A 13,575-nucleotide genomic window follows, 5' to 3' on the forward strand; every position below is an offset into this window, starting at 1 on the left:
CGCTGCTCCCCACATCGCATGAACGAGAGGGAATATGGATGCACGCAAGACGCCCTGGCGCCATCCATCGTCCAGGAGACATCCTGCTCAGTGGGCGTGCCTCCTCATACTTGCCGTGATTCCGATGTCACCGTCGGTTGGTGACGCGCAGATCCCTACGGACATTACCTCCTCCGGTCTAAACACACAGGTCAATCAGGCCGGCAATTCGTATAACATCACTGGAGGCACCAGACCAGGCAATGGTCCCAATCTCTTTCACAGCTTTGACAACTTCAGTGTGGGTGGCGGAGATCTCGCCAACTTTCTCAACAACACAGGCCTCCCGACCTCGAACATCCTGGGCCGTGTGACGGGCGGCAACATCTCGAACATCGATGGCACGATTCAAACCACCGGTTTTGGCAGTGCGAATCTGTTCTTGATGAATCAATCCGGCATCGCCTTGGGGCCAGGGGCTTCGCTCAACGTCGGCGGATCGGTCAGTTTCACGACCGCGCAGTACCTCAGGCTGTTCGACGGGGTCGGCAATGCACATTTTTACGCCGATCCCGCCAACGATGGGTTGGCCAACAGCCTTCTCACAATCAATGCTTCCGCCTTTGAATTTCTCTCCGGTTCCCCAGCTGGGTACGGTGTTCTTACAGCGCCCGATCCGAATGCCACAATCACAATCCAGGGCAGTGCCCTTTCCGTGCCATCAGGGCAAGCGATCTCGCTGGTCGGCGGGAAAGTCGTGATCGAAGGGGGCGCGCAACTCTCTGCGCCGAACGGCACCATCAATCTTGCCAGCGCTGTTTCTCCGGGGGAATTCGACGTCACGGCGCTTGGTTCACTTCCCAATCTGGACGGGACTTCGTTTACCTCGAGCGGGTCGGGTTCCCTTGCTTCGGGCACGAGCATCGATGTCCATGGCACCGGCACAGTCTTCATCAAAGGCGGACAGCTTGTGCTTTCCGTGAATGAGGCCACCCTCTCCACATCTGATGCCCCCGCGCCACCGGATACCATAGTGCTCAGTCCCGGTAGTTCCATCGTAACGGCAAATTCCGGAACAGAGCCGGGTGCCGATGTGCAAATGACGGTTGGGAGCTTCAGGATGGATGGGTCCAGCATCGCAACGGTCACCTCGGGACTAGGGAACGGGGGAGCAGTGCAGCTTCAGGCCGACAGCCTCACCATGGAGAATGGCGCGTCGATCGTGACGGCAACGGTTGATGGGGATGGCGTTGGAGGAAGCGTAGTTCTGAGTGTGAGGGCGGTACAGCTCATGGGTGGGTCTTCAATCCAAAGCCAGAGTCAGAACTTCACCCCTGGGTTAGGCCAGGGTGGCAATGTGACGATCCAAGGGCCATCGGGCACGGAATTCGGCGCGGCAGAGTCGGTTTCCCTCTCTGGTGACAGCAGCCTGTCGACTCAGACGTTTGGAAGCGGTGAGGGAGGACAAGTGACCATCCTGTCCAAAGCATTGACGATGGATGGAGCTGCCACCACCGTCAACGCGGAAGCGACTGACGTGGGTCGCGGAGGAGATATCGTCGTAAGCATCCAGCATGCCACACTTTCCAGTGGGGCGACCATTAAGACTTCCACGGGCAGCGCCGATCCTAATGCTCCAGCGGCTGCCACAGTCAAGGTGCACGGGCTGTCGGGAGCGGGGAGCATGGCGGATTCTATCGACCTTTCAGGGTCGGATTCCGGCATCGTCTCAGATACAATCGGCGCAGCTCGTTCCGGGGACGTGGCGGTGCATGCGAGGACGGTCATGCTGAAGGAGGGGGCCGCGATCCAAACCGGCACTTCGATCAACACAGGGGCTGGAGGAAATGTGACCATCGATGCGGACACGCTTGCTATTTCCGGCGAGGCTCGCATCACGAGCTTGTCGGCCGCTGGGAACGCGGGACAGGTGGCAATCACGGCAAATCAGTTAATCATGAATAATGTTTCCATCGAGAGCAGCACGAGCAGTAGCGGCCGAGGAGGAGACGTGGTGCTGAACGTGGGGACCGTGAGCCTTTCGAACGGGGCCAAGATCAACAGTAGCACGTCTGAGTCCGGCCGGGCCGGCGACATTACGATGAACGTCGGCACATTAAGCCTTGCCAATGGCAGCAGCATCAGCAGTGCCAGCACCGGGACGGAGGTCATCACCCACCCCGACGGAACGACCCAGGCGCCCGGCACGGCGGGAAATGTGAGCATTACGGCTGCGGGCCGTTTTACAAGTGACGCGAGCACAATCGCCACATCGGCGGAGGCGAATCATGGTGGAGATGTCTCCATTACCGCTCGGAGCGTGCAACTTTCCAACGGTACCTTGATTACGGCGAACAGCAATGGGCCGCTGCAGGTGAAGGAGACTGTGCTGATTAACGGCCAACCGGTCGAGCAAGTAGTCGGAGATGGCAATGCCGGCAACATCAGAATCGAGAGCGGCTCGACGTTTCTCATGGAGCAGAGCGCTGTGACGACGGAAGCCAGCCATGCCAGCGGTGGCCAGATTACCATCAACGCGCCGGATATGATCCGGTTGATCGAGAGCCCGATTAGTACCTCCGTCGCCGGCGCGGCTGGAGACAGTAATGGGGGCAATATCCGGATCGATCCGCAGTTCGTGATTCTCCAGAAAAGTGAGATTCTGGCCCAGGCGTTTGCCGGATCCGGAGGAGCCATCGACGTGACCGCCGGTCTCTTTCTTGCCGATCCTTCCAGCATCGTGGACGCAACTTCCACGCTTGGGGTCAGCGGCACGGTGCAAATCAACGCCGCGATCAACAACCTATCCAGCGTGGTCGCGCAACTGCCGGAGTCCTTGTTGGCGGTTCAGACGCTGCTGCGGGCCGCCTGCGCGGCGAGGCTGGCGCAGGGAGCAACCAGCAGCTTCGTCGAACGCGGACGTGACGGCATCCCTGCCGGACCCGATGGATTACTCGCGAGTCCCTACCTGCCCGTGACCTCCGACCATTCCGAGCTGCGACATACCCGGCCGTCGACCGGAATATCAGGGATCCGATTGCGTCGACTGTTCGGGAAGGAGATGCCTTCGTCAGTCACGCTCTTCGCAGATACGGCCGCCTGTCCGTCATGAGCAGGAAACTCCACCACGCAATGGAGCGAGGCTCCGTGCGTGTGAGTCGACGGCGGTTGCCGTGGGTTGCGGTGATCGTCATGATCGTCTGCCTTGTGGCACAATCCGCGTCGGCACAAGTGTTTCTCCCTCCAATCGTCGATCCAGGCGGGCGATCACGCGAAATTCCATCGCTTAAAGACGAGCCGCCCTCCCCGAAGCTCGCGCCGATGGAACCGGCCGCTCCAATGCCTCCCACCGAGACGCAAGAACGCCTCCCACCTGTGAGAGTCTTCGTGCGGGAATTCCAATTCGAAGGTCATACGGTCTTAACCGCGCAAGAACTGCACGCTGTGGCGGCACCGTATACGAAGCGCGAGGTCACGACCGAGGACCTGGAAAGCTTGCGGTCCGCAGTGACGCTGCTCTACGTCCAGCGAGGCTACGTCACGTCCGGAGCGGTGATTCCCGACCAGGCCGTGACCGATGGTCTTATCAAAATCCAAATCATCGAAGGCACGCTGGCGGAGATTCACGTCGAAGGCGCACGGTGGTTGTGGCCCGGCTATTATCGTCGCCGCCTTGCACTCGGTGCCGGGCCGCCGGTCAATATCTACACGCTGCAAGAGCGATTGCAGCTTCTCCAGCAAGATCCACGTATACAACGCATCAATTCCGAGCTCCGTCGTGGGGTCGCGCGAGGTCAAAGTGAACTGAATGTGCGCGTGTCGGAGTCTCGGCCGTTCAAAGCATGGCTGGAGTTCAACAATTTTCAATCTCCGGCGGTCAGAGCGGAACGCTTGCTTGCGACTCTCGCTCACGAGAGTTTGACCGGGAACGGAGACCGGCTGCAGTTTACCTATGGGCAATCGATTCCCATGAACAACACGACCGGCGTCTTGCCGTTGATCAACGTTTCGTACGTTCTCCCGATCACTGCCTACGATACCAGCCTGGCTATCGCCTACCGTCGCTCCGATTTCGAAGTGGTCACCGAGCCCTTTAAGGCGCTGGACATCGAAGGCCATACTGAGATCTTCAGTGTCGCGCTGCAACAACCGGTGTATCGCACGCTCAATCATCAGCTGAATCTCGGCGTGCAGGGCGACTATCTGTACAATAAGAATCTGCTGCTGGGCCAGCCGTTCGACTTCTTCGCCGGTTATCAGAACGGCGTCGCGAACGTAGCCGCGTTGCGGTTTCTCCAAGACTGGACCTATCGGACGCAGGACTCCATCGTCGGGGTGCGCTCGCGTTTCTCCGTGGGGTTGGACGTGCTGGATGCGACGATCAATTCCGGCCCGGTTGCCGATGGCCGCTACTTTTCCTGGGTTGGGCAACTTCAAGGATTGCACCGATTTGACCAGTATGCGGGCACGCAGCTGCTGGGCCGCATGGACTTACAGTTGACCAACGATCGATTGTTCCCTCTCGAACAGATGCCGATCGGCGGGCGCTACAGTGTGCGAGGCTATCGCGAGATCAGCCTGCTGCGGGATAATGCGTTTCTCTTCTCGATCGAGCCTCGATTTCCCATAGCCCGATGGGTATTCGGAGCCAGGGAGGATTTGATACAAGTCGCCCCGTTCTTCGATTATGCAAAGGCCTGGGCCGCCAAGGGCTCAAACGAAGACCCCAGGAGTCTGATGAGCGTGGGTGTGGGGCTGCGGACCGCCTTCCTCCCCAAAAATCAAGGCTACTTTGAAATCTATTGGGGGTATCGGTTGAGAGGTTCGGGAGCCAATGATCCTCCGTATATCACGACAGGCAACTTGCAGGATCATGGCATACATCTGCAGCTGGTCCTGCAGCCCTTCTAACGGGATGGAGGAGATGACCATGAACGACCCCTTCTCGCCCCAATACGCCTGCACACAAACCCGTGCGGGCATGCTCCGCCGTCATGGATGGTGCGCCCCGGTCACAATGATCGGTATCGCCGTCGTTACATTGTGCCTCCCGTTGCTGGTCTCCTCCTCCGCACCGGCTCACGAGATAGAAACCGAACCTTCTTTTCCGCATGGATCCCTCCTGCACGAAGGGTACGATGCCTACAGGCGTGGGGCCTTCGAGCAGGCGGCCGAGATCTGGCAACAGGCGGTCCGGGCGTCTCACGACGCCGGGCGTGTTGTAGAGGAGAGCGACGCCCGTGTTGCGCTGGCACGAGCCTATCTATCGCTGGGGTTCCATAACCTTGCCGCACAGAATCTCGATGTCGTGGTCGTTCTCACCCAGGGGAACGATCGTTCTCGTCAGGCTGCGGCGATGGAACTGCTTGGTCAGGCCTATCTGGCGGGAGGACGTCCGGATGCCGCGTTGGACACGCTGCAGACTGCCCGACAGCTGGCAAGCGCAGCAGGGGATCAGATTCGAGTGGCCTCGATTGTCCATTCGCTTGGTGCCGTCCAGAGCGCGCTCCGACAGGACAACGACGCATTGGCCTCCTATTCGGAAGCGCGGCGCCTAGCAGCATCGGCGCATGCAGAAACACTATTGACGGCGGCGACGATCAACGGCGGTAAAGTGGCAGTCCGGATGAGAGAGTGGGAAGAGGCGCGGAAGTTGTTCGACGAAGCGCTATCGCAGGTGCATCGCTTTCCGGATTCACACGACAAGGCCTATGATCTGATTTCAGTCGGGTTGGGGTTCGAGAACCTCCACGCCCAGCTCCCGGATTCCGGCGGGCGTTTGCGTCTGCAAGCGGCCGCGGCCCTCGAAGAAGCCGGCGAGGTCGCCAAGTCGGTCGGCGACGTGCGCGCCGCCTCTTATGCCCTTGGGCATCGGGGCCACCTGTATGAGCTCGACCGACGCTACGACGAAACACTGCTGCTCACACGACTTGCCGTCGGCTATGCTCAACAGGTGCATGCCCCGGAGTCTCTGTATCAGTGGGAATGGCAGTTGGGCCGTGTCTTGAGGGCTCAGGACAAGATCGATCAGGCGATCGTATCGTACCAGCGCGCCGCCGACCTCGTTCAAACGTTGCGTCCCGAAATGGCTGCCGGCACCGCGCTGTCGACGGCATCCTTCAGGGAAGCCGGTGGTCGGCTGTACTTCGAACTAGCGGACCTGCTGCTCCGACGTTCCAGCACGACAACGACTCGAGAAGATGCACAACCCTATCTCATCAAGGCGCGCGAGGCCATCGAGCTGTTCAAAACGGCCGAGCTGCGCGACTACTTTGCCGATGAGTGCGTCGATGCGTTTCAAACCCGCCAGACAAAGCTGGAAGATGTCTCGCGCCAGGCGGCGATTTTCTACCCTATCATCTTACCGGATCGAACGGAACTGCTGGTCAGCCTGCCCGACGGGATGCATCGCATCACGGTGGCTATCGAGCAAGAGGAGCTCAAGGCGGAAGCCGTGGCCTTCCGCCGACTACTACAAAAGGAAACGACCCGCGAATACCTTCGCAAAGGGCAGCGTCTGTACGATCTCTTACTACGGCCGCTCGAACCGGAGTTCGCGAAATTCGACATCAACACGCTGGTCGTCGTGCCGGACGGGCCACTCCGCATGATTCCATTCGCGGCACTGCACGATGGGAAGCAGTTCCTCATCGCCAAGTATGCAGTGGCGACGACTCCCGGCCTGAATCTGACCGATCCAAAGCCGCTCGGCCGGGAGGGGATCGAAGTACTCTCCGCCGGTCTCACAGAAGGCGTTCAAGGATTCCCGCCGCTCCCGAACGCGGCGGAAGAGTTGGAGGCGATCGGCGGGCTCTACAAGACGCACCGCCTCCTGAACCAGGATTTCCGAGTGCCTCAGCTGGAACGAGCGATGAAGGAGAACCCGTTTACCATCGTGCACATTGCGTCTCACGGGAAATTCGAGCGCGACGCGAAGAACAGTTTCCTGCTGACGTTCGATGAGAAACTCACGATGGACCGATTGAGCCAGGTCATAGGCTTTTTCAGGTTTCGGGATCAACCGCTCGAACTGTTGAGCCTCAGCGCCTGCCAGACTGCCGCTGGAGACGACCGCGCGGCGCTCGGCTTGGCGGGGATTGCGATCAAAGCAGGAGCCCGCAGCGCACTCGCCACGCTTTGGTTCGTGAGCGACGAGGCTTCGTCGGCGTTGGTCGTGGAATTCTATCGCCACATGAAAGATCCGGGCAATTCAAAAGCCGTGGCCCTTCGGAAGGCACAGCTGAAATTGATGGAGAATCCTGATTTCCAGCATCCGATCTATTGGTCACCCTTTCTTCTGCTGAACAACTGGCTCTAAATAGGATAAAGTACGGGCGTCCTGGTGCTTTTGCCGTCCTGGTGCTTTTGCGATGACCAGGCTTGCCGGATTCGCACTCGTGTGTTTTCTCCATGCAAAGCGTGCTGAAAACCGTCTACCTACCGTTTGCCATGGCCCTTGTGACCGGCTTTCTTTGTGGCCTGGTCATCCTCGGAGTGCGCAGCACCGGCCTTCTCCAACATCTGGAGCTCAGCGCGTATGACTGGCTTCTCCGATCGAGACCGGCAACAACCGACAGCGATTCACGAATTACGTACATCGCCATTTCCGAGGAGGATATTCGTCGGCAGGGACGGTGGCCGATCACAGATGAGACCCTTGCACACACGCTCCGCATCCTTGTCGACTACCAGCCACGGGCAATCGGAGTGGACCTGTACCGCGACATCGAAGTTCCCCCCGGACATGACGAACTAGCCGCGCTGCTACCCAAGCATCCCCAAATCATCATGATTTCGCAACTCGGCGGCGGCACAGTGGCCCGCATCCCTCCACCACGAGCATTGGAAGGAAGCCAGCAAGTAGGATTCAACGATATCCTGGTCGATCATGACGGACTCATACGCCGGGCATTGCTCTTCCAAGACGACGGCGATGATGTCGCCTATGCCTACGCCCTCAGGCTTGCCATGTTGTATCTGGCCCACGACGGCATTGTGCCGGAACAAGACCCGGCAGTGCCGGAATGGATTCGCTTGGGGAAAACCACACTGAAGCCGTTCGCGTCTTCGGATGGGGGGTATGTGAATGCGGATGATGCCGGATACCAGATCCTGTTGGATTTCGGCGGAGCGGCCAAGCCGCTACACACCTTTTCGCTGACCGATCTGCTTGCCGGACGGGTTGAGGCCCGTTATCTCACAGAGCGGATCGTCATGATCGGCGTCACGGCTGAGAGCGTGCCGGATGTGTTCCACATCCCGGTTCGCTACGGATTGCGGGGTAGTGACCAGTTCCCCGGTGTTCTCATGCATGGGATCATTACGGAGCAATTACTCGCCGCCGCGATTGACGGCCGCAGACCGATCCATGCGATGAGCGAAACTGCTGAGATCGCCTGGACGCTGGTATGGGGGATGCTCGGAGGAGCCTTCGGGAGTTTGGCACGATCCGCCTGGCGCTTTTCGGTCATCACTCTCGGAGGGCTTGTACTCATGACCGTGTCGGTCATCACACTATTCTGGTATGGATGGTGGGCGCCTGAGATCCCTGCCAGCTTTACCTGGTTTCTGGCGATCGCGATGGTCGTGGCCTCGACCCTGGCTCGAGAACGGAAGGATCGGACCATGTTGATGCAACTGTTTTCACGGCACGTCTCGCGCGAGGTCGCCGACAAGATATGGCAGGACAGAGACCAACTGTTCGAGGGTGGACGCCCACGGCCGCAGGATCTCTTCGCCACCGTATTGTTTTCAGACTTCAAAGGGTACACGGCCGTTTCGGAAACGATGTCCCCGCAGGCCTTAATGGATTGGATCAATTCCTACTTGGATACCATGACGAAAATCATTATGGACCATGGAGGGGTGATCGACGACTACGCAGGCGATTCAATTAAGGCTAACTTTGGTGTCCCGCTGAAGCGAGATTCCAAGGAAGAAGTGGCCACCGATGCGGTCAACGCAGTGACCTGTGCGCTGGCGATGGAACAGCAAATGCTCAGACTCAACGAGGAACATGAACGGAACGGTCTCCCAACGGTGGGCATGCGCCTCGGAATCCATACCGGTCCCCTGCTGGCCGGATGTGTGGGGAGCGCTCAGCGCATGAAATATACCACCATCGGCGACACGGTCAATACCGCAGCGCACTTAGAAACTTTCAGCAGGGAGGCTATTGCAGAACCGCTGGGGCGTCGCCCGTGTCGGATCTTGATCAGCGAAAGCACCGCTCAGCTGCTCGGCAACCGTTTTCAATTAGAATGTATCGGAGAGGTGCGCCTCAAAGGAAAAGCGGAGTCTTTGCTGGCCTACCGTATCGTCACCACGGCGTGTGGGAAGGAGCCGAGAGAGTAATCCGTACATCGAACAGACTCGGAGCGAACCTCAAGACCAACATTCCAACAGGGGAACAAAAAAGCTTCCTTCTCGCGTGGCCTACCCGCTCCTCCCGGCAGTGCTTACTGGGGCTGAGATGTGCGCATACCTTGTATGCTCGCGGCCACCTCTCCCAATCCACCTTGCTCAAGCAGCGACGCACGCTGCTGACGCAATTCCATGTCAGCCGGATTGGATTGCATTAGATCAGAAATAGCCATGAGAGCATCGTACCAAACTCCCGCTTCAGCATAGCGCTTCGGTGCATCCGCCTTGCTCACATCACTCGTCAGCGGCTGTTCCAGCTTGTCGCGATCCACACGCGCGATCGCTCCCTTCGCCACGACATTGGCGGAAGGCTCATCGGGGTCCATCACCAGCGCTACCGACCATTGATAACGCTCTCCAGGCACTAATTTCGCGTTATAGTCTGCAAGTCTGATCTGCTGAACTCCAGGTCGGGCGGGGCTTGGAAGTTTCGCTTCCACGGCAGGAGCCTCGGCACTGTCGGCGATGAGTGTGAATTCATAGGACAGGTTGTGTTTGGTCGGGGTGAACCAAAACAGCACTGGTTGCTCATGAATCGTTAATCCCACATGGTCAGGAGCCAACAGGCTGATCACCGGGAGACTCTTATTCGTGCCGCGTGTTCCTCCTCCCCTTCTGAGTCCAGGCGCCGGAGCCCCCTTTCGGGGTGGAACATACAGCAACGGTTTGATGGTCGACTCGGACTTAGGTTGGGATGCGATAGTTTGGGGTGCTGTTCCTTGCCTCTCTTCTGCCAGGGAGAGCCACGGTAGTGGTAATGCGAGACCGGCGGCGATGCTTACGATAATGAAGAGTCTCATAATGCTCCCTCCTTTGTTTGACACTTCAAATCCAGGCGAGAGATGATTTGCTCATATCATACCGACTACCCTCTCGAAAAGAAGCGCCTCAACACAGCTGCTATTCTTAGCCGCATAAAAACACTGCTGTTTCTTGCCTTCAGAACGCTACAGCCATTCCCGAGTTTGATGGGGGCAGTAATATACGCCTACATTCCAATGTAAATCCATCTCCTCATGGGGATCACTCATCGATCCAGGCCGCTTGGCCAATCTCACATCGCAGCGAATATCCGTGACAATCACTCCCCATCTCCATTGGCTGCAAGCCGACTTGGATCTGCAACAAACCCGCTCTGGCGCGCCGCCATCGTCGAGTTCCCCTTCGAGGTCAAGCAGACCATGCATAGGTGCGGTTCTCAAACGCCTTGGTGGATTACACTGTGCCGATTTGGTTATCATACGCATCGCCGAATCGGGCAAGCTCGTTCATTCACCTTCTCCTTCTCCATTTTCACTCGAACTGGTGCTGGAGGAAATCACAGTCCATGCACTTCGACATCGTTACCATCATCGGCCTATTGGGATGCGTGTTCTATCTTGCCAGTCACTCGCAGAAAGAGATGATTTCTCTGCGCGTGCTGGCCGTGGCCAGCAACGTCGTCTTTATCATCTTCAGTGTGCTGCATGCGCACTTGGACATCTCACAGTTGGTTGGCATGCCGGAATTTCTTTTGAATTTCATCCTATTGCCGATCAACACCAAACGCCTGTTAGAAATCATCCGGCTGACAAAGCAAATTGAACAGGCCACCGTGGAATCACCCGTGTCGGAATGGCTTTTGCCACATATGCATTTAAAGAAGCACCGCGCCGGAGAAGTACTTTTCCGAAAGGGTGACAAGGCCCACGAAATTGTTTACGTGGCCGATGGGCGCCTCAAACTTCAAGAGATCGACCACTACATCGGCCCCGGCGAGTTGATCGGAGAGATAGGGCTCTTCTCAGGTGAAAAGGTACGCACGATGACTGTGATATGTGACACCGACTGCGAGCTATACAAGATGACTGACGAGATGATTTACCGCCTGTACTACCAGAATCCGAAGTTGGGGTTCTTCTTTATGCGGCTGATCGTCCAACGGCTGCTGGCCGACGTGCGGCGCGGCGCCATCGAGCCAGGAACCGTGTAATTGAATGATCCTCGTGAAGCGATCGACACTACAACCCTGGCCCTATGAAACGGCTCAGGGGTGCTGGATTTCCTGGAGCGTGAACTGCTTCGGAAGCAGAACCGGCAAGATCACACCGATGGGATCACCACGCTTGATGGTGGTGGGCTTGTGCAACTGCAGAAGGAAGTTGGCTGTAAACGCTTCGTAGTCGGGTAACCAGTCATACTGATTCGGCGTACGCTTGTACTCCTGCGTCTTGATACCTTCCCAGACGGTGAATGTCCGTTCCGGGTGGTGATAGAAGTGGTTGGGCACATCCTTCATCATCAATCCGACATGCTTGGGATAGTATAATCGGATTCCGCAGCAGAGCTTGGGGTAGCCGCTGTTCAGGATCAAATCAACATACATGCCGGAGAACGTCTTGTACCCCAGCAGTCGCTCTTCCGGCAGAATCGGAGGTGATTGCCACTTGATGCCCTCAGCCGTGCGGCGCACCTTCACATCGGCCGGGCAGCGGATGAGCCAGCCGTAGTTGCCCGCCGTGCGAACCGGCCCACAGTCGTCGGGCAGCACCTTATATCCGCCGGCAGCCAGTGCCCGCTGTTCATCCAGCGTCATCTGGTTCAACATCGGCCGGTGCGGATGAAAGTCCAGCTTGAGCCGCTCCGGTGGAAACGCAGTCGAATATTCCCGTTCCCAATAGATGACAATCTTGTCACTTTCCTCATCCGATGCCGGAGAAGCTGTCGTTTCTTCTTCCATGGAAAGAGACAGTAATCGAAGGTGAGGGGCCGGCACAAGAGGCTAGGCAAGGCTAAGAGGTTACTTATCGGAATTGAATGCCCCTGTGAAATTGGTCTCCGGCTCCTCCAAAGCTGAAAAGGAATTTGTCTGGAGGTTGAAAAAGAGAGTCGGAATAGTTTTTTATCACGCCTCTCACCGGGACACGACTTTGAAGGTATCACCGGCGATGATGAGCCCTTCGGTGCCGTCGGTTAGCTTGACCTGGAAGGCGTCAAAATCTTTGCCGTGATACACGCCTATGGCCCGTGCCGTCTCACTGGCTTTCAGAATCGCAATGACTTTCCCTGGCTGAGGCCCCGCACTTGCGGACTCAGTCGAAGGCGCTGTCTGTTCTATGCTGTGAACCTCCGTTGGTTTTTCGATCATGAGGATCGTTTCGCGATTGTCGCATCCAACAAGAATTACTGCACTGAGAGCACTTAAAGCGACGACGGTGAGATAGTCGTGGATTCCTTTCATAACAGTGTTCAACCCCATTCGCTTTCCGACCTCACTCCCACTCGTCGTCAACTGGAAGCGTGAATATACCAGTTACGTAGCGCTCATTCATTAGTGACGGTGAAGCGCTTCAAGGATGCAGACCAACCGTGCGCTGGACGCGCCGGACACGGATACCCTCTCCCCCCTTGCGGGGCTCCGCCTATGACTCTTCCAGTTGAATCGTCTCGACACGGACCAGGGCGACTCCTTTGTCGACAAACCCAAGCTGTTCGGCGGCTCCTTCGCTCAAGTCGATGATCCTCTTTCCGGAATCAGGATTGTGCTGACTGGGAAAGGGACCGCGGTCATTCACTCTCACAACGATCGACCTCCCATTTTCAAGGTTCGTCACCTGCACATGGGTGGGAAGCGGCAGATACTTATGGGCTGCCGTCAATCCTCGTGGGTTAAACAGTTCGCCGTTGGCCGTCATGGATCCACTGTTCTGACGCACTGTTTCTTCCCCATACCAAGATGCCATGCCTGTCTCTCCATACGTCTGCGCACTGGAGACGCTCATCGGCACATAATACCGGCCCTTGACGGTATAGGGAGCATTTTTCACGCGCCCAAGGCGAATCGCCTCCTTGACCGGGAGTCCATCGATGGTCTGAACGTCGTCCCTCACCAAGGGATACTCCAACGGAGCACGGACGACTTCAAAGGTAAACTTGCCGATGTGGTACACGAGTTTGGTCGTCTCTTTCGTAAATTGATAAGTTCCTCGCACAACCCATACGGTCCCTTTCACGGTTCCCTTAATGACACGATAACCCGTCTTGATTGTTGAGAAGGTCGCGTCGATCACCGAACAGGAGGCAAGATTTAGGAGAGCGAGAAGGAGAAGCAGTGAGAGAAACGTACCTTGTCGAAGGTTTTCACAAACACGCCGTACGGGCAGAACATACAATTTCATTGCCCAATACGTGACA

Annotated in this window: 9 protein-coding genes; 5 read left to right on the forward strand and 4 right to left on the reverse strand. The window is 57.4% G+C overall.

The features are described from left to right. The first annotated feature begins 34 nt into the window (after positions 1-34). The 4 genes from H8K04_13440 to H8K04_13455 all read left to right on the forward strand — a co-directional run bounded on the left by H8K04_13440 (position 35) and on the right by H8K04_13455 (position 9,333). Complete coding sequence (locus tag H8K04_13440; protein ID UVT14835.1) at positions 35-3,091, forward strand: filamentous hemagglutinin N-terminal domain-containing protein; 3,057 nt, start codon at positions 35-37, stop codon at positions 3,089-3,091. Between the two features lie 35 nt (positions 3,092-3,126). Next, on the forward strand, positions 3,127-4,890 hold the full coding sequence (locus H8K04_13445) for a ShlB/FhaC/HecB family hemolysin secretion/activation protein (GenBank protein UVT14836.1): 1,764 nt from the start codon (positions 3,127-3,129) through the stop codon (positions 4,888-4,890). A 19-nt stretch (positions 4,891-4,909) separates the two neighbouring features. Beyond that, the gene (locus H8K04_13450) at positions 4,910-7,297 is read left to right on the forward strand and encodes a CHAT domain-containing protein (protein ID UVT14837.1); all 2,388 of its coding nucleotides are present in this window, start codon (positions 4,910-4,912) and stop codon (positions 7,295-7,297) included. Between the two features lie 92 nt (positions 7,298-7,389). After that, entirely contained in the window at positions 7,390-9,333 is a 1,944-nt protein-coding gene (locus tag H8K04_13455) for an adenylate/guanylate cyclase domain-containing protein (protein ID UVT14838.1), read from the forward strand. Between the two features lie 104 nt (positions 9,334-9,437). On the opposite strand, the gene H8K04_13460 is transcribed toward H8K04_13455, so the two are convergent. Continuing rightward, the gene (locus H8K04_13460) at positions 9,438-10,202 is read right to left on the reverse strand and encodes a DUF928 domain-containing protein (GenBank protein UVT14839.1); all 765 of its coding nucleotides are present in this window, start codon (positions 10,200-10,202) and stop codon (positions 9,438-9,440) included. A gap of 527 nt (positions 10,203-10,729) precedes the next feature. Here H8K04_13460 and H8K04_13465 point away from each other — a divergent pair. Then, the gene (locus tag H8K04_13465; GenBank protein UVT14840.1) at positions 10,730-11,374 is read left to right on the forward strand and encodes a Crp/Fnr family transcriptional regulator; all 645 of its coding nucleotides are present in this window, start codon (positions 10,730-10,732) and stop codon (positions 11,372-11,374) included. 54 nt (positions 11,375-11,428) lie between these two features. Here H8K04_13465 and H8K04_13470 read toward each other — a convergent pair whose 3' ends face one another. The 3 genes from H8K04_13470 to H8K04_13480 form a co-directional block, all read right to left on the reverse strand. Further along, entirely contained in the window at positions 11,429-12,121 is a 693-nt protein-coding gene (locus H8K04_13470) for a hypothetical protein (protein UVT14841.1), read from the reverse strand. 174 nt (positions 12,122-12,295) lie between these two features. Continuing rightward, positions 12,296-12,622, reverse strand: a complete 327-nt coding sequence (locus tag H8K04_13475; protein UVT14842.1) for a hypothetical protein — start codon at positions 12,620-12,622, stop codon at positions 12,296-12,298. 181 nt (positions 12,623-12,803) lie between these two features. Continuing rightward, positions 12,804-13,559: a septal ring lytic transglycosylase RlpA family protein gene (locus H8K04_13480; GenBank protein UVT14843.1), complete on the reverse strand. Its 756-nt coding sequence runs from the start codon at positions 13,557-13,559 to the stop codon at positions 12,804-12,806. Positions 13,560-13,575 lie beyond the last annotated feature (16 nt).

The sequence above is a fragment of the Nitrospira sp. genome (genome assembly GCA_024760525.1).
Lineage (GTDB): Bacteria > Nitrospirota > Nitrospiria > Nitrospirales > Nitrospiraceae > Nitrospira_D.

Bases quoted from the DNA above. Each gene is read 5' to 3' on its own strand.
- H8K04_13480 (UVT14843.1), bottom strand. From the start codon at position 13,559: ATGAAATTGTATGTTCTGCCCGTACGGCGTGTTTGTGAAAACCTTCGA.
- H8K04_13440 (UVT14835.1), top strand. From the start codon at position 35: ATGGATGCACGCAAGACGCCCTGGCGCCATCCATCGTCCAGGAGACAT.
- H8K04_13470 (UVT14841.1), bottom strand. From the start codon at position 12,121: ATGGAAGAAGAAACGACAGCTTCTCCGGCATCGGATGAGGAAAGTGAC.
- H8K04_13465 (UVT14840.1), top strand. From the start codon at position 10,730: ATGCACTTCGACATCGTTACCATCATCGGCCTATTGGGATGCGTGTTC.
- H8K04_13455 (UVT14838.1), top strand. From the start codon at position 7,390: ATGCAAAGCGTGCTGAAAACCGTCTACCTACCGTTTGCCATGGCCCTT.
- H8K04_13475 (UVT14842.1), bottom strand. From the start codon at position 12,622: ATGAAAGGAATCCACGACTATCTCACCGTCGTCGCTTTAAGTGCTCTC.
- H8K04_13450 (UVT14837.1), top strand. From the start codon at position 4,910: ATGAACGACCCCTTCTCGCCCCAATACGCCTGCACACAAACCCGTGCG.
- H8K04_13460 (UVT14839.1), bottom strand. From the start codon at position 10,202: ATGAGACTCTTCATTATCGTAAGCATCGCCGCCGGTCTCGCATTACCA.